This is a genomic window from Mesorhizobium hawassense, from assembly GCF_003289945.1.
Taxonomy (GTDB): domain Bacteria; phylum Pseudomonadota; class Alphaproteobacteria; order Rhizobiales; family Rhizobiaceae; genus Mesorhizobium; species Mesorhizobium hawassense.
Genome location: NZ_QMBP01000007.1, coordinates 147216 through 170604, shown reverse-complemented (window position 1 = coordinate 170604; position 23389 = coordinate 147216). Strand labels below are relative to the sequence as shown.

Sequence of the window (23389 nt, the reverse complement as noted above, 5' to 3'; positions counted from 1 at the left end):
GAGAATTGAAAGGGTACAATCTACACAAGGCACAATGACAATGGACACAATCGAGACAATTCGCTACGCCGGCCCGGCGTTTCGCGCACAGACCGATCCTCTCACCCACCGCGGCTTCGCCGGTCGCCTGTTGATCGCGCTCCGCTCCCTCGCAAGGCAGATCGATCGCATGCTGCAGCGTTGGCGCGGCCGCCTGGCGCTGCTGGAGATGACGGACGAGCAGCTCAAGGATATCGGTGTCTCGCGCTGTGACGCCCATCGCGAAGGCATCAGGGCGTTCTGGGAGTGACGTCTATCGACTCGATCGAACCCCGGTTGCGGGCTTTCCCCGCAGCCGACCGATGCCGTGATCGACAAGCACGGCAAGCACGCTCAATCCGATGAAAAGGGCGGTGACGGCCAGGGCCGAAACGGCGACGCTGGCCGCGCCGTTCTTGGCGACGTCCAGGAACGGGTAGGGCACCTCGCCGGCCAAGGGCGCGCGTATCAGCGCATAGGCGAGATAGGCGAGCGGATAGATCATCCACCAGGAGACGTCGCGCCAGCGCGTGCTGCCGTCGGCACCCGCGGTGAGCCACCACAGGACGAAGATAAACGGCGTGATGTAGTGCAGCAGGATGTCGCAAAGCAGGAACAGGCCCTGCGGTTGCCAAAGGCCCGCCAGCACGGTCGCATAGACGATGAAGATCAGCGTGATGGCGACCGCGACGCCCGTCCGCAAACGCTGTCCGGCGAAGGCCGGGAACCAGGCATAGCCGGTGGGTGACAGCAGCGAAGCATGCACCATCACCGCGGCGATGTTGGTCAGGATGGTGAAGAAGCTGAAGAGAAAGACGATCGAGCCCAGCAGGCCACGCCCTGCCGCCATCGACGCCGGAATGGTGATCGCGAATTGCAGGACGAGCCCGATAAGCCCGACAACCAGTCCCGCCATCTGCAGGAACCGGCCCATGGCAACCTCACGCGGCAGCCGCGCAGGACGGATTGCCGGCTTGCCAGCGGGCGATGTCGGAGCCGATGCGCGCGCCGACAGGGTCATTCATCAGCGGCCCGAAGACGTCGACGCGGCTGGAATTGCCCTGCGCCTGCACGACCAGCAGCGGCTTGCCGCCATAATGCTTGGCGGGCACCAGCAGGAAGCGGGGCGTGCCGCTGTAGGAATTGAGCTCATTGGCCATCTGATAGGCCTTGAAGGCCGGATCCTTGCTGGCGATCCAGCATTTATGCGCCGCGATGGCGACCTGTTCCATGGCCAGCAGCGAGGCGCTTTTGCCTGACGGAACCGGTGTCGTCTTGGGGCTGGATTGGCAGGAAGCCAAGGCAAGCCCTAGGGCGGCCAAGAGAGCAAAGCGAGCAATCGTCGGTCTCATGGTCAGTCCGCCCCCGCGTTCCGATAGATTTTGAGGATCAAGCCGCGATGCCGAGCGCGCTTTCAAACAGCGCCCGCCCGTCATTGCCGCCATGCGCTGCCTCGATCAGGTTTTCCGGATGCGGCATCAGGCCAAGCACGTTGCCCCTGTCGTTGACGATGCCGGCGATGTCGTTGATCGAGCCGTTGGGGTTGGTGCCGTCGGCATAGCAGAACACCACCTGGCCCTCGCCTTCGAGCCGGGCAAGCGTCTCGGCATCGGCGAAATAATTGCCGTCGTGATGCGCCACGGGCGAGCGGATGATCTGTCCCGGCTGGTAGCCACGAGTGAACATGGTGTTGGCATTGGCGATCCGGAGCTTCACCTGACGGCAGACGAATTTAAGCGAGGCATTGCGCATCAAGGCGCCGGGCAGCAGCCCCGCCTCGACCAGGATCTGGAAGCCGTTGCAGACACCGATGACGGTGACACCCTTGGCGGCCTTTTCGGCCACCGCCCGCATCACCGGCATGCGCGCCGCGATCGCGCCGCAGCGCAGATAATCGCCGAAGGAGAAGCCGCCGGGGATGGCGATCAGGTCGACATCGGGGATTTCGGTGTCGGTCTGCCAGACGGTCGCCGGCGCCTGGCCGGAAATCTTGGTCAGCGCCGCGATCATATCGCGGTCGCGGTTGAGGCCAGGCAGGAGGACGACGGCTGATTTCATGGCAGTTCCCGTTCGCTGATTTCACGCAGATACCGGGGCGGAATGCTATCGGTCAACCAGACGCCATTGTCGGAGACAAAGAAAATCAGCCCATCCCCAGCCATGGCCGCCGAGTCGACCCGAAGGATAACATCTTTTCCCTTGCGGCGCCGTGCCACGATGCGAGCGGTCTCGATATCCTTCGACAGATGCACATGCTGGCGCGACTGGCTGCGCAGGCCTTCGCGAAGGATTGCGGGAAGAAACTCTTCCTTGGTGCCGTGATAGAGCAACTCGGGTGGCGCGCTCGATGCGAGGCCGAGGTCGATGTCGACGCTGTGGCCCTGCACGGCGCGGATGCGATCGCCAGCAATGGCAAACCGCTTCTTCGGGTTTTCCGCGACGACGCGAGCGACATCCGCAGGCGACGCGCTGAATTTACGCTCGATCACCGCGCAGAGCGCGCCGAGATCGGCCCAGCCATTCTCGTCCAGGACAAGCCCTGCTTCCTCCGGCGCATGCCGCAGCGCAAGGCTCATGAATTTCGAGATCTGGATGTCGTTCGGCATTGCGGTTTCTCAAGCATGAGCCGGGCCGAAGCCGTAGACCGCCTCAGCCGATAGCGACGCTGTAATTCTCAATCACCGTGTTCGCCAGAAGCTTGTCGCACATGGCCTTGAGATCGGTTTCGGCTTTGGTCTTGTCGGTCCCGGTGAGCTCGATGTCGAAGACCTTGCCCTGACGCACCTGGCCGACGCCGTCGAAGCCCAGCCCCGACAGCGCGTGCTCGATCGCCTTGCCCTGCGGGTCGAGAACGCCGTTCTTGAGGGTCACGGTGATACGGGCTTTCATCGATACTCCTGGGCAGATGGTCGTTTGCGAAAGGGGCCTGCCATTGTCCGGCAGGCCCGTCGGTGTTCAGTGCTTCAGGCCCTTGGGGGCCTCGGACGAGGCGACGAGCACCGGACCCGTCGGGCGCGGCGGCTCGTTCTCGTTGATGATGCCGAGACGGCGGGCAACTTCCTGATAGGCCTCGACAAGGCCGCCCATGTCGCGGCGGAAACGATCCTTATCGAGCTTGTCCTGGGTGGCGACGTCCCACAGCCGGCAGGAATCGGGCGAGATCTCGTCGGCGACGACGATGCGCATCATGTCGCCCTCGAACAGGCGGCCGCATTCGATCTTGAAGTCGACGAGCTGGATGCCGACCCCGAGGAACAGGCCGGAAAGGAAGTCGTTGACGCGGATGGCCAAAGCCATGATGTCGTCGATTTCCTGCGGGCTTGCCCAACCGAAAGCGGTGATGTGCTCTTCCGACACCATCGGGTCGTCGAGCGCGTCGGCCTTGTAATAGAATTCGATGATGGAGCGCGGCAGCACGGTGCCTTCCTCGATGCCGAGGCGCTTGGACAGCGAGCCGGCGGCGACATTGCGCACGACGATCTCGAGCGGGATGATCTCGACCTCCTTGATCAGCTGCTCACGCATGTTGAGCCGGCGGATGAAGTGGGTCGGGATGCCCATGCGGTTCAAGTGATTGAAGATGTGCTCGGAAATGCGGTTGTTGAGCACGCCCTTGCCATCGACCACTTCATGTTTCTTCTTGTTGAAGGCGGTGGCGTCGTCCTTGAAGAACTGGATCAGTGTCCCCGGCTCGGGTCCTTCATAAAGGATCTTGGCCTTGCCTTCGTAAATGCGGCGGCGATTTTTCATCTGATTTTTTCTCTGGGTCTGCGGGCAGGCGGCAAGTGACCAATTCCTGTCCGTCTGCCTAAATTAGTATGGCGACGGTAGCGTTCAATGCCGGTGTTATCGCAATCGCCTTGTTTGCTCAATCGCGAAATCCGGCGAATCAACCGCTTTCGGGACCGAAATGCCGCAGCGCAGCATACGACGAAGCATATTGACCGGCTCGCGGCCTTTTGATTTGTGCTTGCCCATCACACATATTCATCGCCAAGCGAATCGGATTGATCGGAGGGACGTCATGAGCAGCATGAAAGACCGCGAAGAGGGCTTTGAGCGCAAATTCGCCTTCGACGAGGAACTTCGCTTCAAGGCCGCGGCGCGCCGCAATAAGGCGCTCGGCCTGTGGGCCGCCGAGAAGCTGGGCAAATCCGGCGCCGCTGCCGAGGCCTATGCCAAGGAAGTGGTGGTCTCCGATATCGAGGAGGCAGGCGACCACGACGTCTTCCGCAAGATCCGCAAGGATTTCGATGCGGCTGGCGTGAACCAGTCCGATCACCAGATCCGCCGCACCATGGACGAGTTGATGGCGCAGGCGATCGAGCAGATCAAGAACACCTGATCCAAGGCAGGTTCCGCAAAAGTGTCCCACGGTTTTTGCGGAGAATGACTGGACCAATCGACCGCTCGGCTCAGCCGGGCGGTTTTTCTTTGCCTTCGTTGCCGTTTCCGGCTGAAACTGCGGATTGTTAACAAGGAAAGTTCCGATGTCGCTAAAGTCCCGTCTGGCCGCCGACGAAACGCTGTTCACCGCCTGGTCGGGCGTGCCGGACGCGCTGACGGTCGAAATCATCGCCAAGCAGGGTTTTGACGCCGTCACCCTCGATATGCAGCATGGTGGCCATCACGAGGACAGCGTGCTGCGTGGCCTTGTGCCGGTGCTTGCCGCCAGCAAGCCGGCGCTGGTGCGCATACCGGTCGGCCGCTTCGACATGGCGAGCCGCGCGCTCGATTTCGGCGCCGAGGCGGTGATTGCGCCGATGGTGAACTCCGTGGCCGATGCCCGGCAGTTCGCCGCCGCGATGAAATATCCGCCGCTGGGCGAGCGCTCCTGGGGCCCGACCTATGCTTTTCCGCGCTACGGCAAGGGCGACCATGCCGAATGGTTGCGCGACTCCAACCAGCGCACCATGGCTTTCGCCATGGTCGAGACGCGGGCGGCCTTCGAGGCACTCGACGGCATCCTCGATACGCCCGGCATCGACGGCATCTTCGTCGGTCCGTCGGATTTCTCGATCGCATGGTCGAACGGCACCACCGTCAACTCGACGCTGGAAAGCATGATGGAGACGGTCGCGTCGATCGCCAAGCGCACGCGCAAGGCCGGCAAGCATGCCGCGATCTACGTCATCGAGCCGGCAATCGCCGGCCGCGTCGTGGCGATGGGCTATAGGCTGCTCGCCATGGGCTCGGACCACACGCTGATCTCGCTCGGCGCAAAGACGCTGCTGAAGAGCATGCGGGATTCGATCGGCTCCTGAGGCGAGCCTTACGGCTGCTTCAACTCCGTCAGGAATTTGGCGAAAGTCATCGAGCCTTCCGGCCACGGGCCGAAGCCGGCGTCCTGGTTTAGATGGCCGGCTTCGCCGGCGTCGATGAACAGCGATCCCCAGGCGGCGGCGATATCCTCGGCGACGTCGAAGGCGCAGAACGGATCGTTGCGGCTGGCGATCACGATCGACGGGAAAGGCAACGGGTCGCGCGAGTAAGGGCCGAAGGTCATCAGATGCCTCGGCCTGATTTCCGGATTGGAGACATCCGGCGGCGCCACGAAGAAGGCGCCAGCCACTGGCTTCTTGAATTGCGGGATGGCCTGTACCGCCGCCGCGACGCCGAGCGAGTGCGCAACGAGCACCACCGGCCGCTCGGCTTCGTTGACGGCGTTCGCCACGCTCGCGGTCCAGTCCTCGCGCACCGGCTTTGTCCATTCCGTCTGCTCGACCCGGCGCGCCGTCGACAGTTTCGACTGCCAACGGGTCTGCCAGTGCTCGGGGCCGGAATTGGTGTAGCCCGGTACGATGAGGATATCTGCTTCTTTGACTTTCATGGCGCCGATGTAGCGAGCGGGTCTGTCGCCTGCAACCCTGTCGGAAATATCGGTGCGCTCACAATTGTGAACAACCTGTTCGATTCTTGCCGTCTTGTGTGAACGATCGCAATAGCTGATTTGGAGAGGGAACAAGGAACAATAGCTGGCGGCCCGGAAAATCCCATATTAGGAAGCGCCGCCCGAACGGAGAGTCTGATGAGCGAACTGCCTTTTGCCGGGACCACCCCGGTCAGCGTGTCGCGTGTCGGGTTGAAGGCGCGTGACGCCGAGAGCCTGGCCGCCTATTACCGCGCCGTTGTCGGCCTGCAGGAACTGAGCCGCGTCGACGGCGCCATCACGCTTGGCGCCGCCAACCGCTCGCTGCTGGTGCTCGAGGAGGATTCCTCGGCGAAGCCCGACGACCCGCGCAGCGCCGGGCTTTTCCATACCGCTTTCCTCCTGCCGTCACGCGCGGATCTCGGCCGCTGGATCAGCCATGCCGCCGCCGACCGCATCGGCATCGAAGGTGCGTCGGACCATCTGGTCAGCGAGGCGCTGTATCTGACCGACCCGGAAGGCAACGGCATCGAGATCTATGCCGACCGCCGCCCGCAGGACTGGAAGTGGAACGGCGACAAGATCGCAATGGCGACCGAGCGGCTGAACCTGCCGGCGGTGGTCGGCAGCGTGCCGGCGGGCGATGCGGGCTGGCAGGGGGCGCCGGAAAACACCATTGTAGGCCATGTGCATCTGCGTGTCGGCCGGCCGGAAGACGCGGAAGCCTGGTGGCATGACCAGTTCGACTTCGACACCGTCGCCAAATATGGCGGCCAGGCGGTGTTCCTGTCGTCCGGCCATTACCACCATCATATCGGCGCCAACGCCTGGCAGAGCGCCGGCGCCGGCCGCCGCGATCCGTCCCGCTCGGGCCTCGCCTGGGTCGAGATGCGCTCGGACAATGTGAAGGCGGAGACGACCCGCGAAGATCCGTGGGGCACGGTGATCAGGACCGTGCCGGGCAAGGCGTGATTGGGCGTTGGCGACGGCATTTTTCTCTCCGTAAACCGGGGAGAAGGAAGCTCAGGCTTCTCCAAACACCCGCTTGAAGATCGTGTCGACGTGCTTGGTGTGATAGCCGAGGTCGAATTTCTCGCGGATATCGGCCTCGGGCAGGGCCGCCGTGACGTCCTTGTCGGCGAGCAGTTCCTCGAGGAAATCAGCGCCGTGCTCCCACACTTTCATGGCGTTGCGCTGCACCAGCCGGTAGGCGTCCTCGCGTGACAGGCCAACCTGGGTCAGCGCCAGGAGCACGCGCTGCGAATGCACCAGCCCACGGAATTTGTTGAGGTTCTTCTCCATGTTCTCGGGGTAGACGAGCAGCTTGTCGACGACGCCGGTGAGGCGCGACAGCGCGAAATCCAGCGTCACCGTTGCGTCCGGCCCGATCATGCGCTCGACCGAGGAATGCGAGATGTCGCGCTCATGCCAGAGCGCCACGTCTTCCATCGCGGGCATGGCGTAGGCGCGTACCATGCGGGCAAGGCCGGTGAGGTTTTCGGTCAGCACCGGGTTGCGCTTGTGCGGCATCGCCGACGAGCCCTTCTGGCCCGGCGAGAAATACTCTTCCGCTTCCAGCACTTCAGTGCGCTGCAGGTGGCGGATTTCGATGGCGAGGCGTTCGACCGACGAGGCGATGACGCCGAGCGTGGCAAAGAACATGGCGTGACGGTCGCGCGGGATCACCTGCGTCGATACCGGCTCCGGCTTCAGCCCGAGTTTTGCCGCCACATGCTCTTCGACATAGGGCTCGATGTTGGCAAAGGTGCCGACAGCGCCGGAGATGGCGCAGGTGGCGATATCTTCGCGCGCATGCAGCAGCCGCTCGCGGCAGCGCGAGAATTCGGCATAGGCCTGCGCCAGCTTGACGCCGAAAGTGGTAGGCTCGGCATGGATGCCGTGGCTGCGCCCGATGGTGACGGTGTCCTTGTGCTCGAAGGCGCGGCGCTTGAGCGCCGCCAGAAGCGCATCAATGTCGGCAAGCAGCATGTCGCTGGCGCGCGTCAGCTGCACCGCGAGGCAGGTGTCCAACACGTCCGACGAGGTCATGCCCTGATGGATGAAGCGGGCGTCCGGCCCGACGAATTCGGCCAAATGGGTCAGGAAAGCAATGACGTCATGCTTGGTGACGCGCTCGATCTCGTCGATCTTGGCGACGTCGAATTTGGCGGCGCCGCCTTTTTCCCAGATCGTCCTTGCCGCTTCCTTCGGGATGACGCCAAGCTCGGCCAGCGCATCGCAGGCGTGCGCCTCGATCTCGAACCAGATGCGGAAGCGGGTCTCGGGCGACCAGATGGCGACCATTTCCGGCCGGGAATAGCGAGGGATCATCGTTTCGAGTCCTGCGGGAGAAGCTTTGGCCGCGTCCTAACAGAGGCCGGGCCAATGCTCAACGCCGCTGGCGCGCAAACCAGACGCTGGCCGCGACAAGTGCTGCAAAGCCGAACGGAAAATAGAGCCGCACGCCCAGCACGACGAACTGGTAGAGCGCCGTCAGCATGGTGAAGGCGAATTCGAACGCCCAGGTCAGCGTAAATGTCGGCGCATGCCATTCGGCGTAATAGGAGCGGTACTGCAGCGCGAACAGGCCGGCGGTGAAGGCGAGCGTTGCCGCCAGCAACGACACGAATGCCGCGGCGAAGGCTGTTTCCCCGTGGCGGCCGCGAGAAACCAGCCTGGCCAGTGTCAACCCAACCGGGAAGGCGAACATGCCGCCGAGGACATAAAGCAGCGCGACGAAGCGGACCCTGTCGGGCGTTTCCCAGGCTGCAAGCAGCAAATTGGCCAGCGCGCTGGCGCCCATGGCGGTGCCCCAGAGCAGGGTTCCGACAGCAGCCTCGCTAGCTGAGGGAAGTGCGGCACGCAACCGATCCGTGATGCCGCGGCGCAACGGGACTTGCTCCAACGGCGTCATGGGCGGCAGACCATATCGCGGCCCACATGGCCGGGCCGGCGGTGCGTCATCTGTCTCATGGGCGTCATGCCTATCACGCCATGGTGAACGAGACCTGCCGCGCGATGCATCCAATCCGGCGTTCATTTGTTATTGTCGGCCGTCTCACATCCGAAGGGCAAAGCGCATCCAGCGGAGGACCAGCATGAGCACCGACATCAGCAAGATACGCGGACATATGGAAGTGATCGGCGCCGACGGCGTCCATATCGGCACCGTCGACAAGGTCGAAGGCGACCGGATCAAGCTGACCAAGGCCGACAGCGGCATGGGCTCGCACAAGGGGCATCACCATTACATTTCGCTTGCCCTGGTCGCGGAGATCGACGGGCACAAGGTATGGCTGTCGGCGAATTCGGATGTCGCCGTCACCTTCGAGGAAGAAAAGTCCGATCCGACCTGATCTTTGTTTCAAGCAATTCCGGACGGAAGGTGACGGCTAAGGCGCCGAGCCTAACCGCCGCATACTTCTCCTGGAATTGCTCCAGTCAGCGCGACGACCAGACCGGAAACAGATCGCCGTCGGCGGGCGTCGCTGTATAGACTCCACGGCTGATGGCGCGCGCCATGGTCGCGCCGGCGGCAGCGAACAGGTCGATCGCGGCATCGGCGCCAAGCTCGATGCCACTCGTGCCGGTCGCCAACGCGAACACCAGGTCGCCGTCGGCCGGCGTGTGCGTCGGCCATATGGCGCGGGCGAAGCCGTCGTGCGCCGAAATCGCCAGCCGCTTGGCCGCGGCCTTGGTCAGGACGGCGTCGGTTGCGATAACGGCAATGGTAGTGTTGGAGCCTTCCTCTTGTCCACCGACGCGCCTGTCGCGGTATTTCAGCAGGATCTTCCTGGCGTCTTCGGGCAGCGGGTCGGGATAGCCCAGGCCGGCGAACTCGTCGCCGATCTCGAAGGGCGCCGCCCAGAAATGGCGGCCGCGGCCAACCGTCACCGAGCCGGTCGGGTTTACGGCGGCGAGCGCGCCGATTGTCACGCCGCTGTCGAGCACGGTCGAGGCGGAGCCGAGGCCGCCTTTAAGCCCAGAGGTCAGCGCGCCGGTGCCGGCGCCGGTCGTGCCGATGGCGAAATCCACTGTTGCGGCCTGCACAGCCTGATAACCGAGTTCGCGATAGGGCGGATAACGGCCCCAATCCTTGTCGCCGCCATTGCGCAGGTCGAACAGGATCGCCGCCGGCACGATCGGCACGCGGAAGCCGCCGACCTCGACTCCGATGTTCTTCTCGCGCAGCGCCGCTTGCACGCCCGAGGCGGCGTCGAGGCCGAAGGCGGAGCCGCCGGACAGAACGACGGCATGGATCGTCGCGATCGAATTTTGCGGCTCGAGCAGATCGGTCTCGCGCGTGCCTGGAGCGCCGCCCAGCACCTGGACACCGGCGACGGCGGGCTCATCGCACAACACCACCGTGACACCGGATTTCAACCTGGCGTCGGCGGCATTGCCGACGCTCAGGCCGGTGACGTCGGTGATCAGGTTGCGCGGTCCGGTGCGGTACATCACTTGTCCTCCAGCGGAACGAAATGCGTGCCGTCGAAGCGGAAAACGCGGAACGGGTTCTGGCCGAGGTCGCCCTTGTCGTCGAAACGGATGGTGCCGATCGCGGTTGCGAAATCACGACCGGTCAGCGCCTTGCCGAGCGGTTCGCCAGAGCTTTCGGCGTCAGCCAGGGCGGTTTTGGCGATTTCGACCGCGGCGTAGGCCGGAAGCGTGTAGCCGTCCGGCGCGATGTTCTTGGCGCCGAAGGCCTGCACGATCTTGGGGTCGGCGACCTCCGACCATTCCGGTGTCGCGATCATCAGCGTGCCGACGGCGTAGGGCACATCGCCAGGCGGCGTGCGCAGGTTTTCGCCGCCGGCAAAGGTGATGCCGGCATTGAGCTGCGCGGCATCACGCCCCATGATCGCGATGTCGTCGCCATCGCCGCCGGCGAAGACCTTGGTCGCTCCGGCCTTTTTCAAGCGGCCGACCAGGCCGATCTGGTTGTCGAGCTGCGGCCGGAACGTGTCGACGAAGACCGGCTTCAACGCCGCTTGCTCGGCCGCCGCGCGAAACGTCTCGGCCATCTCGCGGCCATAGATGGTGCCGTCATCGACGATGGCGAACAGGTCGTCGCGCCAGAGCTGCGTGAGCTTGGCGGCGACCGCATTGCGCTCATCGTCGCCGCGCGGGCCGAGCCGGTAGACCGGCCAGCCGGTCTTGGCCCGCCGGTCGGTCAGGCTTTCAGTACGCACGCCGACGGTGATCACCGGGATTTTGGCGTTCTTCAGGATCGGCAGCGCCGTTTCGATCGCCTCGGTGCAGAGGAAGCCCACCACGATATCGACTTTGGCGTCGACGAATTCCTTTGCCGCCACGGCACCGCCATCGGCGGTGCAGGCATCGTCGGCGGTCTTGATCGCAAGGCCGTTCGCCTCCGCCGCCAGGCCGGCGCCGTCCTCGACCTGCTTGCCCAGGATCGCCGACGGACCGGACAGCGGCGCCGCAACGCCGACCAGCGTCTCGGCCTCGGCGCTCGCGGCCAGCGACAGCCAGAGCAGCACGGCTGATGTCGTCATGAGAAGACGCATTCGGGCTAAGAGATCCTCCATGCCGGGAATACAGTCCCGACACTATTGCAAAGAAATGCCTAAAGGCTGGCTAAGCGCCGCGCAACACGCGAATTTGCGGATTGCGGTCAACCACTTCGCCTATGCCAGGCAGCTTGTGACGTGCAATATGCCGCCATATATAACGGGCTTGTTCTGACAGGTGGATTTTTCACGTGCTGAAGATCAACGACATCGGGCCGCAGCACTATCGCGATGCGATGGCTCATTTTGCCGGCCATGTGCATGTGGTGACGACGGACGGGCCGGGCGGCAAGCGCGGCGCCACAGTGATCGCCGCCTGTTCGGTTTCGGATACGCCGCCGACGGTCCTGGTCTGCCTCAACCGCGAGAACGTGAAGAACGAGGCTTTCGTCACAAACGGCAGGTTCGCGCTGAACACCCTGGCCTCGGACCAGGAAGCCGTCTCGGTCGGCTTTTCCGGCATTACCGGCCTGCCGGTGGAGGAGCGCTTTGCGCTCGCCGAGTGGGATGTGATCTCGACCGGGGCGCCGACGCTGAAGGGTGCGCTTGCCGTGTTCGACTGCGAGATCATCGATACCAAGGATTTAGCCACTCACCGTGTGCTTTTTGGCAAGGTGACAGGCCTGCGCATCGGCGATAATTTGCGCCCGCTGATCTACCACAACCGCGGCTACCATTTTCTTTGAAACGGGCATTTTCTTTGAAAAGAGCGGGCGGGATCCACGGAGACAAGATGACCGGGCCGCGCCCCGCGCCGAAATCGATCGACGAAACGCTCGATCTTTTGACCGGCGCCGACTATGTCGCGGACCGTTCGCTGGCCACCGTGCTGTTCCTTTCGCTGCGCATGAAACGGCCCTTGTTCCTCGAAGGCGAGGCGGGCGTCGGCAAGACAGAGATCGCCAAGGTGCTGGCCGATGCGCTCGGCCGCCGGCTGATCCGCCTGCAATGCTATGAAGGGCTCGACGTCTCCTCGGCCGTCTATGAATGGAACTACGCCGCTCAAATGATCGAGATCCGCATGGAGGAGGCGGCTGGCAAGGTCGTGCGCTCCGACATGGAGCGCAACGTCTTTTCAGAAAAATACCTGATCCGCCGCCCGGTGCTCGACGCGCTGACCGGTAAGACGGGCGCCGCGCCGGTGTTCCTGATCGACGAGCTCGACCGCACCGATGAGGCCTTCGAGGCGTTTCTCCTGGAAATCCTGTCGGACTTCCAGGTTACGGTTCCGGAGCTAGGCACGATCAAGGCGGAAGAGCCGCCGATCGTCATCATCACCACCAACCGAACGCGCGAGATCCATGACGCGCTGAAGCGGCGCTGCCTTTATCACTGGGTCGACTATCCGAACGCCGAGCGCGAGCTGGAGATCGTGCGGCGCAAGGTGCCGCAGGCGAACCGCCGGCTGTCGGCGGAGGTCGTGTCCTTCATCCAGAAGCTGCGCCAGGTCGAGCTGTTCAAGGCGCCTGGCGTCGCCGAAACCATCGATTGGGCGGGCGCGCTGACAGAGCTCGACAAGGTGGCGCTCGATCCTGAGACCGTGTCCGACACGATCGGTGTGCTTTTGAAATACCAGGACGACATTGCCCGCATCGGCGAGGGCGAGGGCCGGCGCATCCTCAATGAGGTGAAGGCCGAACTTTCGGCGGCGGAGTAGGCGCGATGCGCGTGCCGAGCCCGGAACCCAAAGAGGCGACAGCGGATGGGCGCATCGCCGACAACATCGTCTATTTCGCGCGGGCGCTGCGCAAGGCTGGCATGCGCGTCGGGCCGGCCTCGGTGAAGGACGCCATCGAGGCGGTGCTTGCCGCGGGCATCGGTTCGCGCGACGATTTCTACTGGACGCTGCATGCGGTGCTGGTCTCGCGGCACGAGGATCATCCCGTCTTCGACGAGGCTTTTCGGCTGTTCTGGAAATCGCGCGAGCTGATCGAGAAATTGCTGGCGATGTTCTCGCCGGTCGCGCCGGACGAGCGCGAAAAGCAGAAGCCTCGGGCGGCCGAGAACCGCGTCAGCCAGGCGATATTCGAGGGCCATCAGAAGAACCAGCCGGTGCGTGAAGTGCCGGAGATCGAGGTCGATGCGCGCCTCACCTTTTCCGGCAATGAGGTTCTGCGGGCCAAGGATTTCGCCCAGATGGACGCCGCCGAAATGGCCGAGGCCAAGAAGGCGATCGCGGCCTTGCGGCTGCCCTTCGATCTCGTCCGCACGCGGCGCTTCAAGGCGGACGCGCAGGGGCGCCGGATCGATCCGCGCGCCATGATGCGCTCGGCCGCGCGCACCGGTGGCGAGTTGATCCTGCCGAAATTCCGGTTGCGGCGCGAAGTGCACCCGCCGCTGGTCGTGCTTGCCGACATTTCGGGTTCGATGAGCCAATATACCCGAATTTTCCTGCATTTCCTGCACGCGCTGACCGAGAAACGGCGCCGCGTGCACGCCTTCGTCTTCGGCACGCGGCTGACCAACCTTACCCGTCAGATGCGGCATCGCGATCCGGACGAGGCGTTGGCCGAATGCTCGGCGGCGGTGAAGGACTGGTCGGGCGGCACCCGCATCGGCGACACGCTCGCCGAGTTCAACCGCCTGTGGTCGCGGCGCGTGCTGGGGCAGGGCGCCGTGGTGCTTCTCATCACCGACGGGCTGGAGCGAGACGACGTCGGCGGCCTTTCGGAGGAGATGGAGCGGCTGCATAAATCCTGTCGGCGGCTGATCTGGCTCAATCCGCTCTTGCGCTTCGACGGCTTCGAGGCGCGCGCCCGCGGCGTCAAGGCGATGCTGCCGCATGTCGACGAATTCCGGGCGGTGCACAATCTCGACGCGTTGGCCGATCTTTGCGCTTCGCTCGACCAGCGGCCGGCGGCTTCGGTCGATCCGCGCCGCTGGCTGCGAACTGGCGACAGGCGCGCGGCGTAGCCATATGATCGTGGGGGCAACTGACGTTCCCATAGGGAAAACCAAAGTTTCCTCGGGAAAACTGAAGTTTCCCCTGAAAAACAGACTTTGTGAGAAGCGACGATGGATGAGAGCATTTATCTCGATGAGGCCCGCGATCCGCTGATCATCGCGGAAGGCTGGATGAAGGACGGCAAGGATGTCGCCATCGCGACCGTAGTCGAAACCTGGGGTTCGGCGCCGCGTCCGGTCGGCAGCCACCTGGTCATCGATGCCGAGGGGAACTTCCACGGCTCGGTCTCCGGCGGCTGCGTCGAGGGCGCGGTGGTGACGGAGGCGATCGACGTCATCGGCTCAGGCAAGGCCCGAATGCTGGAGTTCGGCGTCGCCGACGAAACCGCCTGGCAGGTCGGCCTGTCCTGCGGCGGCCGCATCAAGGTCTATGTCGAAAGGCTGGGCTGACCGTTCATGGATCCATTCGTTCTCAAGACATTGAACGAGGAACGCCGCGCCCGCCGAGCGGCGGTGCTGGTCACCGATCTCGGCGATGGCCGCGACCGCATCGTGCGCGAGGGCGACCATGTTGCGGGCGAGCTCGGGGCGGCAATCGCCAGTGCGTTCCGCACCGGCAATTCGAGGTCGGTCGAGGCGGAAGGCCGGACTTTCTTTCTCAACGCGCATCTGCCGCGCCCGCGCCTCGTGGTGATCGGGGCCGTGCATATCAGCCAGGCGCTGGCGCCGATGGCCAGGATCGCCGGCTATCCGGTCGAAATCATCGATCCGCGCACCGCTTTCGCCACGCCGGAACGCTTTCCCGACGTCGCGCTGCATGCCGAATGGCCGGAAGATGTGCTGAAGCGCGCGCCGCTCGACAGCTATACGGCGCTTGCCGCGGTCACCCACGATCCGAAGATCGACGATTTCGCGCTGAAGGCGGCGCTCGACGCCCGGTGCTTCTATGTCGGGGCGCTCGGCAGCCGCAAGACGCACGCCAAGCGTGTCGAACGCTTGCTGGCGCTCGGCTCCGGCGCTGATCAGATCGCTCGCATCCACGCGCCGATCGGGCTGGATATAGGTGCTGCCAGCCCCGCCGAGATCGCCGTCGCGGTCCTTGCGCAGACCATCCACGCCTTCCGCTCGCGCGGTCTCGAAGCCTCCGCATCGGCCCAAACATCGGAACCGATTTTGGAGAAGCACGATGCGTAGATTCAAAATAGCAGAGCGTCCTTTGCGCGTCCAAATGGACGCGCGGCGCTCTGCGGGCGCCGTGGCGTGAAATTCGGGCCGGTTCCGATCGATGAGGCGGAGGGCGCGGTGCTGGCGCATGCGACCAGCGCCGGTGAAAAGCGGTTCCGCAAGGCGCACCGGTTGAGCGGCGAGGATGTCGCTGCGCTCAAGGCGGCGGGCATCCGTGAAGTCGTCGCGGCCGTGCTTGCCAAGGACGATCTCGGCGAGGATGCCGCCGCCGCGAAGATCGCGGCCGGCATGAGCCACCGCAGCATCGAGGTCAAGCCGGCCGCGACCGGGCGGGTGAACCTGCATGCAGCGGCCGCGGGCGTCTTTACCGTCGACGTTGGGATGATCGACGCCATCAACGCCGTCGATCCGACCATCACCATCGCCACGCTGGCGCAGCACGCGCCGGTCGAGCAAGGCCAGATGGTGGCGACGGTGAAGATCATTCCTTTCGCCGTCGCCGCAAGCCTGGTCGACAAAGTGGTGAAGATCTGCGCCGGCCGCGAGATCTTTGCCGTCAACGCCTATCGCCCGATCAGCGTCGGTGTCATTCAGACGATGCTTCCCGGCGTCAAGCCGAGCGTGCTCGACAAGACGCTGCGCGTCACCGAGGCGCGGCTGGCGCGCTCCGGCGGCCGGCTGACGGCCGAGCGGCGTACGCCGCATGAGGTGGCGCCCGTCGCGGCAGCGGCTACCGCGCTGGCGCGCGACAATGACATGGTGGTGATCTTCGGCGCCTCGGCGATGAGCGATTTCGCCGATGTCGTGCCGGCCGCTATCGAGCGAGCGGGCGGTACCGTGATCCGCGCGGGCATGCCGGTCGATCCCGGCAATCTGCTGGTGCTGGGCACGCTGGGCGGCAAGCGTGTCATCGGCGCGCCGGGCTGCGCGCGCAGTCCGAAGGAAAACGGCTTCGACTGGGTGCTCGATCGCCTGGTTGCCGGGCTCGAGGTGACGGCGGGCGATATTGCCGGCATGGGCGTCGGCGGACTTCTGATGGAAATCCCGACCAGGCCGCAGCCGCGCGAGCCGGCGCCGCGGCCGGCAGGGTCGGCGCTGAAAGTCGAAATCGTGCTTCTGGCCGCCGGCCGGTCCAGCCGCATGGGCGGACCCAACAAGCTTCTGGCGCTGTTCGACGGCGAGCCGCTGGTGCGCCGCACGGCGGAGCGAGCGCTTGGCTCCAAGGCCGCGAACACGATCATCGTCACCGGCCATCAGCGAGAGCGCGTGCGCGCCGCTCTCTCTGGACTTGATGTGACGCTCGCCGACAATCCGGATTTCGCCGACGGCCTGGCTTCATCGTTGAAGGCAGGCATTGCGCGGGTCGCGCCCGACGCCGCCGGCGCCATGATCGTGCTCGGCGATATGCCCGGCGTTTCGTCGAAGGATCTAGACAGCCTGATCGACGCTTTCCGCCGCTCCGGCGGCCGCGCCGTGGTGCGCGCCTCGCATCAGGGCAAGCGCGGCAATCCGGTGCTTTTGCCGCGATCGCTTTTCGCGGCGGTTGCGCAACTCGAGGGCGATACCGGCGCGCGGCATCTGGTCGAAGCCGAGGGTCTCGACGTCATCGATGTCGAGATCGGGCAGGGCGCGTCGATAGATGTCGACACGCGCGAGGCGCTGGAAGGGGCGGGCGGCGTCCTGCAGGATTGACAAACCGAAGCCGAATTTCGCATGGCTCTCGGCATGTGTTTCCGTTTCCGACGTTTCTTCGCCTTGATCGCCGCAATAACGCTTTCCCTCTCGGCTGCCGAGGGGCAGACGCTTTCGCTGAAATCATTCAAGGACGACCTCTTCGCCTATCCGGCGACGCTGTCGACGAGCGACAACGGCGCCTACACAGTCCTCGACTATCGCGAGATGCGCGACATCAACCAGCGCGACGAGGTGCCGGAAAAGCGCGTGCATGCGCAATATACCGATCCCGGCGTGCGCAAGGTGCAGCAGGACCTGATGCTGAAGACCGATGTCGGCGATGTCAGGCATGTCGCGGTCGGCAAAACGGAACGTGCTTCGATCATCGTGCTCTACCTGCACGGGCAGGGCGGCAGTCGCAAGCAGGGCGTCGACGACTTCACCTTCGGCGGCAATTTCAACCGCATCAAGAACCTGATGGCCGCCAACAACGGCCTCTATCTCTCGCCTGATTTTCCCGATTTTGGCGACAAAGGCGCCGCCCAAGTCGCGGCGCTGATCGATCATTATGCCGAGACATCGCCGGGCGCGAAGATCTTCGTCGCCTGCGGCTCGATGGGCGGCATGATCTGCTGGAAGCTGGCGGATCGAAAGGATACTGGCGGCCGCATCAACGGCCTGCTGCTGCTCGGCTCGCTATGGGACGACAGCTTTTTGGCCAGCCCCGCCTTCAAGCGCCGCGTGCCGGTGTTCTTCGGACAGGGCAGCCATGACGTGGTTTTTCCGATCGAGAAGCAGGAAGCCTTCTTCCGCTCGATCCTCGCCAGGAAGGCCTACCCGACCCGCTTCGTGCGCTTCGAGACCGGCACGCACGGCACGCCAATCCGCATGGTCGACTGGCGCGGCACGCTCAACTGGATGCTGACGAGGGCACCATGACTCCTGCGCCGAGGCTCAAGGCGCCGTGTTGTAATCGATCACGGTCTGTGGATTCATCTCGCCGTCATAGGACGCATCGACGTCATACTGGACGAGCGAGAAATAGCCGTTGCGGAACAGATAAGTTCCCGATGACGAGGCATCGCCGACACCGCGCCATTTGTCGGCTGTGGTGATGGTCTTGGTGTTCTCGTCATAGTCGGAGTTGGTCGCCCAGCCGCTCGTCTTGAAACCGATGATGTGGATCGATTCGACCTTGCCTTCACTGTTGTTGTTCTCATAGCGGATATCGAGCTCCGGCTCGGTGAACTGCAATTGGGTGACGCCGTTGACGTCATCGGCGATGTAATAGACCGCGGTTTCGTTGTAGGCGGCCATCGAACAGAAGAAGCGGAACAGCCGCGTCTCGCGCTCCGGGTCGCTCGGCTGAGCATCCTTGTCCTTGTAGTGGATGGAATGAGCCTCGGGCTCGCCGATCGGCTTGCCGTCCGGATCCTGCTTGTCGCACTGGCCGCCATAGGTGGCGAGAAATGCCTTCTTGGCCTGTTCCAGCGCTTCGTCCTTCTTCGGTGGCGGCGGGCCGTCGCCGCAGCTTGCCGGCACGGCGCTGTCGAAATCCTCGGTCGAAGGTTTCAGCGCGCCCTTGTCGATGAAGATCGGCTGGAAGGGCGGCTCCTGGATCTGCACATTGACTTGGCGAACCGTGTAGCAGCCGGCGAAAACCTTGGCCTCGCCCTTCTTGTCGGTGGCCTGGATGGCGACCGGGACGCTGTAATAGATACTGCCGGCGGCACCCTCGTCCGATACGGCGCCGGTCTTGACGTCGACGGTGTCGGTACCGTCGTAACCCCTGACGAAAGCGTTGAAATCCTTTGCCGGCTTAGCATCACCGAAATAACCCCAGGCGCGGGCGAATTCGTGGCGATTGATGGCGCTGTAAAGCGAGCGGACGACCGCATCGGCAGTGGACCTGTCGTCGACATAGGGCGCGTCAGCTGCGAGCGCCGACTGGCCGATGCTGGTCAGGGAGAAGAAGGCAGCCGCTGCGAGAAAGACATGTCTCATCGGGAATCTCCGCTCGATAACGAAAATACTACCACGGCGATTGCGGCGGCGCGGTGACGCGGGGGGCATGAGCGCTTGAAGAATGGTGGCCGGAGGCGCTAGGTCACGGCTCGCGGCGCTGGGCCGCCTGGGAGATACCCATGACCATTTCCATGTATGACATTTCGGTGGGCGTCTTTTCCGCCCGGCTGAAGGCGCTGGCCAGCGTCCTGACGGCGGCGGAGCAGAATGCGGGCGAGCGCAAGATCGATCCGCAGGTGTTCCTCAACGCGCGGCTGGCGCCCGACATGTTCGCATTGACGCGGCAGGTCCAGATCGCCACCGATCATGCCAAGGGCGCGCCGTCGCGGCTCGCCGGCCGCGAGGTGCCGAAATATGAGGACCATGAAGCGAGCTTTGCCGATCTGCAGGCTCGTATCGCCAAGACGCTGGATCTGCTGGCGTCGTTCTCGGCGGCCGATCTGGAAGGTTCAGAGGACAGGACGGTCGAACTGAGGCTCGGCGGGCGCGAAGCCACGCTGCCCGGCCTGCAATATCTGCTGCATGTCGCGATGCCGAATTTCTATTTCCACGTCACCACCGCTTACGACATCCTGCGCCACAATGGCGTGCCGCTCGGCAAGCAGACTTTCCTCGGAAATCGCTGATTTTTGAATGGTTTGGAGGTTTCCCGGCATCCCGGGAAACCTCTTTGGTTCAGTGCAGTCAGCGGATCGACATTTCGCGCGCGATGCGAGGAAAATCCGCCGGCTTGATGCCGATATCGGCGCGGTCGGTGTTGCTCATCGCGTTCAGAAGCGCGAGTGCCGCGCGGTAACGCTGGTGTTCCTGCGGCCTCGGCCGAGCGAACATTTCAGTGAAGAACCCCATGACTCAGTTGCCCCTGTTGGTCCTCCCGACTCCACGATATAGGCGATTTGTTAAAATTGTGCAGTGCAGCAATTGCATGGCTGCCATGCCGAACGAATTTTTTCCGCCATTGTCGATTTTTCGTGAAACTTTTCGGCAGGTTCGAGCGTAGGCACCGATGCCGGCTCATGGCTGGCTTTTCCTCGCCACTCCTGGCGACCTTGCCGGGCTGCACGAAAATGCAGTCCGGCTTTTTATTCTATGTGGCCGGGGCCCTTTGGCGAGTGGAAATGCCCTCAATTGTTAACGTCGCCAGAATTCATTTTTAACGAGAGCGCCCTATCTTCAGCGGCATCAATGCATGCCGTCACCATAGGGGGAGGCTGAGATCGGCACCGGGAACAAGCTCGATTTCGCTTCGTTGCTCGACGACCTGATCGTCGCCTCGGAGAAAGGCGAGGAGGCGGGCGCCCGGCCGTCTATCCCGTTCGACTATCTGTCGGTAGCCGATGAACTGCATTCCGGCCGCATCAAGGTCGCCGGCGAAAGCGTCGCCGCCGAATATCGTGAGTCGGGCGCCGATCTCGCGGCCGAGTTCGCAGCGCTTCTCGACCAGGCGAAACTGGCGCTTGCCGGCGAAGAGCACCGGCCGGAGGAAGAGCTGCCGCCGATCGACCCCGAAGCGATCGCCGGCGAGCTTGGCCTCGACCGTCCGGCCAAGAATGCCGATTTCGGCCGCATCCGCCGCAACTTCGCCTTCGCCAACCACCCTGACCGGGTCGCGCCGCATCTGCGCCAGCGCGCCATGATCCGCATGCAGGTGGCCAACATGCTGATCGACGAGGCCAAGCGGCGAGCCTTGGCGGCCACCCGTCGATAACAGTCACGCAAAAGTCGAAGACAGCGGGCTTGGAGAATTTCCGGCCAGTGCTTATGCTTGGCTTTCCTCCCAGCGCAGCCAGCGCAAAAACCTCCCGCCGGAGACATCTCATGCAAAAACGCCGCCTCGGTCGGACCGATCTCCTTGTCTCGCAAATCTGCCTGGGGTCGATGACCTGGGGTCAGCAGAACAGCGAAGCCGAAGGGCATGCGCAGATGGATCTGGCGTTTTCGCGCGGTGTAAACTTCATCGACACGGCCGAGCTTTACTCGATCCCGCCCAAGGCGGAGACGCAAGGCAGTACCGAAAAGATCATCGGCGGCTGGATGAAGGCCAACCGCAACCGCGACAAGGTCATCCTTGCCTCCAAAGTGGTCGGCCGTACGGCCAACACATGGTTCCGCGGCGATCGTCCGTCCAAGCTGGTGCGCGCCGATATTTTCGACGCGGTCGAGAAATCGCTGGCGAAACTCGGGACCGACTATATCGACCTCTATCAGATCCACTGGCCGGACCGTGATATCCCTTGGGGCTCGAACCCGACGCGGATCGGAGCGGTGGCTCGACGCGCCGATGCGACAGGTACTCCGGGAGGCGAGACGCCGATCGCCGAAACGCTCGCTGTTTTCGAGGAACTGGTGAAAGCGGGAAAAATCCGCCATCTCGGCCTCTCGAACGAAAGTTCCTGGGGCGTCATGCGTTTCGTGTTCGAAGCCGAGAAGGGCACCGGTCCGCGTATCGCATCGCTGCAGAACGCTTACAACCTCGTCAACCGCACCTTCGAAGTGAATCTTGCCGAGGTCTGCGAGCGCGAGGAGATAGCGTTTCTTCCCTATTCACCGCTTGCCCAGGGCTATCTCACCGGCAAATACAATCATGGCGCGCGGCCGCAGGGTTCGCGTTCGCAGCTCTTCAACCGCGGCCAGCGCTACGAGACGCCGAATGCGGCGGAAGTGCTGCTGGAATACACCGAGTTGGCGCGCTCCTTCGGCATGGAGCCGGCGCTGTTCGCCAACGCCTTTGTGTCGAGCCGGCCGTTCGTGACCGCGAACATCGTCGGCGCCACCAGTGTGGCGCAGCTCGACATGGCGCTGTCCTCGACCGATGTCGCCTGGACGGAGGAGATGCAGAAGGCGGTCGACGCGGTCCACCAGCGCGTCGGCAATCCGTGCCCGTGATCGGAAGTCGTTGAGGAAGGACAAGGGGAGCGAGACGATGGCGGATTTTCCGATCGAGGCGGTGCGCGGCAAATTTCCGGCACTTTCAATGACCGACAAAGGGCACCGCCGCATCTATCTCGACAATCCGGCCGGCACGCAGGTGCCGCAAGCGGTGGCGGACGCGGTGTCGCACTGCCTGCTCACCACCAACGCCAATCTCGGCGGCTTTTTCGAAACGACGGTCGCGGCGCAGCAGGTGGTCGACGCGGCGCATGCCGCCATGGCCGATTTCCTCAACGCTTCAAGCGCCGAGGAGATCGTCATCGGCGCCAACATGACGACGCTGACCTACCACATGTCGCGCACGCTTGGCCGCACGATGAAGCCGGGCGACGAGATCATCGTCACGCGCATGGACCACGAAGGCAATGTCTCGCCCTGGCTGCAGCTTGCCGAGGATCTCGAGCTTGTCGTGCGCTTCCTGCCTTTCGACGAGACAAGCTGGCAGGTCGAGGAGGCGGCGCTGAAGGCGCAGCTTTCGGACAGGACGAGGCTGGTGGCGTTGAACTATGCTTCGAACCTCACCGGGTCGATCAACCGCGTCAAAGCGTTGACGGCGACCGCCAAAAAGGCCGGTGCGCTGGTCTATGTCGATGCCGTGCAGTTTGCGCCGCATGGGCGGATCGACGTGCAGGACCTCGGCTGCGATTTCCTGATCTGCTCAGCTTACAAATTCTTCGGGCCGCATATGGGCATTTTGTGGGGGCGTCGCGACGTCATCGACGGTCTGAAACCTTACAAATGCCGCTGCTCCTCGAACGGGTTGCCGGAGCGGTTCGAACTCGGGACGCCGCAGATCGAGCTGATGGCCGGGCTGACGGCGGCGGTCGATTATTTCGCCGATCTCGGCGCGGGCGGATCGCGCCGGCAGCGGATCGCCAAGGCGTTCGAGGTGTCGATCGCCTACGAGAACGCGCTGGCCTGGCAATTGATCGAAGGCCTGTCCGATATCGATGGCCTGGTCATCCGCGGCATCACCGATCCGCAACGCCTCGCTGAGCGGGTGCCGACCGTTTCCTTCACCGTCGAAGGCATCGCGCCGGAAACGATCGTGCGGCAGATGAACGCCGAAAACATCTTCCTGTGGTCGGGCCATAATTACGCGTGGGAGATCGTCCATCAGCTCGGCATACCGGCCGAGCAGGGCGTCGTGCGCATCGGCATCGCGCATTACAACACGGCGGCCGAGATCGAGGAGACGCTGGAAAGCGTGCACCGCGTGGTCGCGATGCTTCGGCAACAGCGTTCGTAGAGG

At 63.8% G+C, this 23389-nt stretch carries 29 protein-coding genes; 16 read left to right on the top strand and 13 right to left on the bottom strand.

Features of this window, described 5'->3' with window-relative positions; genetic code table 11:
* The first annotated feature begins 34 nt into the window (after positions 1–34).
* Positions 35–289, top strand: a complete 255-nt coding sequence (locus DPM33_RS16660; RefSeq protein ID WP_425373522.1) for a DUF1127 domain-containing protein — start codon at positions 35–37, stop codon at positions 287–289.
* Positions 290–292: 3 nt separating this feature from the next.
* Here the strand turns inward: DPM33_RS16660 and DPM33_RS16655 are convergent, their stop codons facing one another.
* From DPM33_RS16655 to purC, 6 genes are all read right to left on the bottom strand, one after another.
* Positions 293–952 (bottom strand): Pr6Pr family membrane protein, encoded by a 660-nt coding sequence (locus DPM33_RS16655; protein WP_112098540.1) that lies wholly within the window; start codon positions 950–952, stop codon positions 293–295.
* A 7-nt stretch (positions 953–959) separates the two neighbouring features.
* On the bottom strand, positions 960–1370 hold the full coding sequence (locus DPM33_RS16650; RefSeq protein WP_112098539.1) for a hypothetical protein: 411 nt from the start codon (positions 1368–1370) through the stop codon (positions 960–962).
* Between the two features lie 37 nt (positions 1371–1407).
* Positions 1408–2076: a phosphoribosylformylglycinamidine synthase subunit PurQ gene (gene purQ, locus DPM33_RS16645; protein WP_112098538.1), complete on the bottom strand. Its 669-nt coding sequence runs from the start codon at positions 2074–2076 to the stop codon at positions 1408–1410.
* Positions 2073–2624: an RNA 2'-phosphotransferase gene (locus DPM33_RS16640; protein WP_112098537.1), complete on the bottom strand. Its 552-nt coding sequence runs from the start codon at positions 2622–2624 to the stop codon at positions 2073–2075. Before DPM33_RS16640 ends, purQ begins: the two co-directional genes overlap by 4 nt.
* Positions 2625–2667: 43 nt before the next feature.
* Positions 2668–2907, bottom strand: coding sequence for a phosphoribosylformylglycinamidine synthase subunit PurS (gene purS / locus DPM33_RS16635; RefSeq protein WP_112098536.1), 240 nt, complete (start codon positions 2905–2907; stop codon positions 2668–2670).
* Positions 2908–2973: 66 nt separating this feature from the next.
* Positions 2974–3768 (bottom strand): phosphoribosylaminoimidazolesuccinocarboxamide synthase, encoded by a 795-nt coding sequence (gene purC / locus DPM33_RS16630; protein ID WP_112098535.1) that lies wholly within the window; start codon positions 3766–3768, stop codon positions 2974–2976.
* Between the two features lie 274 nt (positions 3769–4042).
* On the opposite strand from purC, the gene DPM33_RS16625 reads away from it, so the two are divergent.
* Both DPM33_RS16625 and DPM33_RS16620 read left to right on the top strand, forming a co-directional pair.
* The gene (locus tag DPM33_RS16625) at positions 4043–4363 is read left to right on the top strand and encodes a DUF1476 domain-containing protein (RefSeq protein ID WP_112098534.1); all 321 of its coding nucleotides are present in this window, start codon (positions 4043–4045) and stop codon (positions 4361–4363) included.
* Between the two features lie 145 nt (positions 4364–4508).
* Positions 4509–5282, top strand: a complete 774-nt coding sequence (locus DPM33_RS16620; RefSeq protein WP_112098533.1) for an HpcH/HpaI aldolase family protein — start codon at positions 4509–4511, stop codon at positions 5280–5282.
* A gap of 8 nt (positions 5283–5290) precedes the next feature.
* On the opposite strand, the gene DPM33_RS16615 is transcribed toward DPM33_RS16620, so the two are convergent.
* Positions 5291–5848, bottom strand: coding sequence for an RBBP9/YdeN family alpha/beta hydrolase (locus tag DPM33_RS16615; RefSeq protein WP_112098532.1), 558 nt, complete (start codon positions 5846–5848; stop codon positions 5291–5293).
* Between the two features lie 198 nt (positions 5849–6046).
* Between DPM33_RS16615 and DPM33_RS16610 the strand changes: the two genes are divergently transcribed.
* Positions 6047–6859 carry a VOC family protein gene (locus DPM33_RS16610; RefSeq protein WP_112098531.1) on the top strand — a complete coding sequence of 271 codons (813 nt, stop codon included), beginning with the start codon at positions 6047–6049 and terminating at the stop codon, positions 6857–6859.
* Positions 6860–6910: 51 nt separating this feature from the next.
* On the opposite strand, the gene purB is transcribed toward DPM33_RS16610, so the two are convergent.
* Positions 6911–8218 carry an adenylosuccinate lyase gene (purB, locus tag DPM33_RS16605; protein ID WP_112098530.1) on the bottom strand — a complete coding sequence of 436 codons (1308 nt, stop codon included), beginning with the start codon at positions 8216–8218 and terminating at the stop codon, positions 6911–6913.
* A 58-nt stretch (positions 8219–8276) separates the two neighbouring features.
* Positions 8277–8801 carry a hypothetical protein gene (locus DPM33_RS16600; RefSeq protein ID WP_167449100.1) on the bottom strand — a complete coding sequence of 175 codons (525 nt, stop codon included), beginning with the start codon at positions 8799–8801 and terminating at the stop codon, positions 8277–8279.
* 184 nt (positions 8802–8985) lie between these two features.
* Here DPM33_RS16600 and DPM33_RS16595 point away from each other — a divergent pair, with 184 nt between their 5' ends.
* On the top strand, positions 8986–9243 hold the full coding sequence (locus tag DPM33_RS16595) for a DUF2171 domain-containing protein (protein ID WP_112098528.1): 258 nt from the start codon (positions 8986–8988) through the stop codon (positions 9241–9243).
* 85 nt (positions 9244–9328) lie between these two features.
* Here DPM33_RS16595 and DPM33_RS16590 read toward each other — a convergent pair whose 3' ends face one another.
* The gene (locus tag DPM33_RS16590; RefSeq protein WP_112098527.1) at positions 9329–10345 is read right to left on the bottom strand and encodes a P1 family peptidase; all 1017 of its coding nucleotides are present in this window, start codon (positions 10343–10345) and stop codon (positions 9329–9331) included.
* Positions 10345–11415: a branched-chain amino acid ABC transporter substrate-binding protein gene (locus tag DPM33_RS16585; RefSeq protein WP_112098526.1), complete on the bottom strand. Its 1071-nt coding sequence runs from the start codon at positions 11413–11415 to the stop codon at positions 10345–10347. Before DPM33_RS16585 ends, DPM33_RS16590 begins: the two co-directional genes overlap by 1 nt.
* Positions 11416–11609: 194 nt before the next feature.
* Between DPM33_RS16585 and DPM33_RS16580 the strand changes: the two genes are divergently transcribed.
* The 7 genes from DPM33_RS16580 (at position 11610) to DPM33_RS16550 (ending at position 18120) form a co-directional block, all read left to right on the top strand.
* Positions 11610–12104, top strand: coding sequence for a flavin reductase (locus DPM33_RS16580; protein WP_112098525.1), 495 nt, complete (start codon positions 11610–11612; stop codon positions 12102–12104).
* 47 nt (positions 12105–12151) lie between these two features.
* Positions 12152–13075 (top strand): AAA family ATPase, encoded by a 924-nt coding sequence (locus DPM33_RS16575; RefSeq protein ID WP_112098524.1) that lies wholly within the window; start codon positions 12152–12154, stop codon positions 13073–13075.
* Positions 13076–13080: 5 nt separating this feature from the next.
* A complete protein-coding gene (locus DPM33_RS16570; protein ID WP_167449099.1) occupies positions 13081–14331 on the top strand; it encodes a vWA domain-containing protein in 1251 nt (416 codons plus the stop codon).
* A gap of 102 nt (positions 14332–14433) precedes the next feature.
* On the top strand, positions 14434–14772 hold the full coding sequence (locus tag DPM33_RS16565) for an XdhC family protein (protein ID WP_042644561.1): 339 nt from the start codon (positions 14434–14436) through the stop codon (positions 14770–14772).
* 6 nt (positions 14773–14778) lie between these two features.
* Positions 14779–15516, top strand: a complete 738-nt coding sequence (locus tag DPM33_RS16560; RefSeq protein ID WP_112098523.1) for an XdhC family protein — start codon at positions 14779–14781, stop codon at positions 15514–15516.
* Between the two features lie 66 nt (positions 15517–15582).
* Positions 15583–17199: an NTP transferase domain-containing protein gene (locus DPM33_RS16555; protein WP_112098522.1), complete on the top strand. Its 1617-nt coding sequence runs from the start codon at positions 15583–15585 to the stop codon at positions 17197–17199.
* A 33-nt stretch (positions 17200–17232) separates the two neighbouring features.
* Complete coding sequence (locus tag DPM33_RS16550; protein ID WP_112098658.1) at positions 17233–18120, top strand: alpha/beta hydrolase; 888 nt, start codon at positions 17233–17235, stop codon at positions 18118–18120.
* Positions 18121–18135: 15 nt separating this feature from the next.
* Here the strand turns inward: DPM33_RS16550 and DPM33_RS16545 are convergent, their stop codons facing one another.
* Positions 18136–19185, bottom strand: a complete 1050-nt coding sequence (locus DPM33_RS16545; RefSeq protein WP_112098521.1) for a DUF1176 domain-containing protein — start codon at positions 19183–19185, stop codon at positions 18136–18138.
* A gap of 140 nt (positions 19186–19325) precedes the next feature.
* Between DPM33_RS16545 and DPM33_RS16540 the strand changes: the two genes are divergently transcribed.
* Positions 19326–19832, top strand: coding sequence for a DUF1993 domain-containing protein (locus DPM33_RS16540; RefSeq protein WP_112098520.1), 507 nt, complete (start codon positions 19326–19328; stop codon positions 19830–19832).
* 58 nt (positions 19833–19890) lie between these two features.
* On the opposite strand, the gene DPM33_RS16535 is transcribed toward DPM33_RS16540, so the two are convergent.
* Entirely contained in the window at positions 19891–20055 is a 165-nt protein-coding gene (locus DPM33_RS16535) for a DUF1127 domain-containing protein (RefSeq protein WP_112098519.1), read from the bottom strand.
* Between the two features lie 400 nt (positions 20056–20455).
* Between DPM33_RS16535 and DPM33_RS16530 the strand changes: the two genes are divergently transcribed.
* From DPM33_RS16530 to DPM33_RS16520, 3 genes are all read left to right on the top strand, one after another.
* Complete coding sequence (locus tag DPM33_RS16530; RefSeq protein ID WP_112098518.1) at positions 20456–20914, top strand: hypothetical protein; 459 nt, start codon at positions 20456–20458, stop codon at positions 20912–20914.
* 110 nt (positions 20915–21024) lie between these two features.
* Complete coding sequence (locus tag DPM33_RS16525; protein WP_112098517.1) at positions 21025–22092, top strand: aldo/keto reductase; 1068 nt, start codon at positions 21025–21027, stop codon at positions 22090–22092.
* 37 nt (positions 22093–22129) lie between these two features.
* Positions 22130–23386 (top strand): cysteine desulfurase-like protein, encoded by a 1257-nt coding sequence (locus DPM33_RS16520; RefSeq protein ID WP_112098516.1) that lies wholly within the window; start codon positions 22130–22132, stop codon positions 23384–23386.
* The last annotated feature ends 3 nt before the right edge of the window (positions 23387–23389 follow it).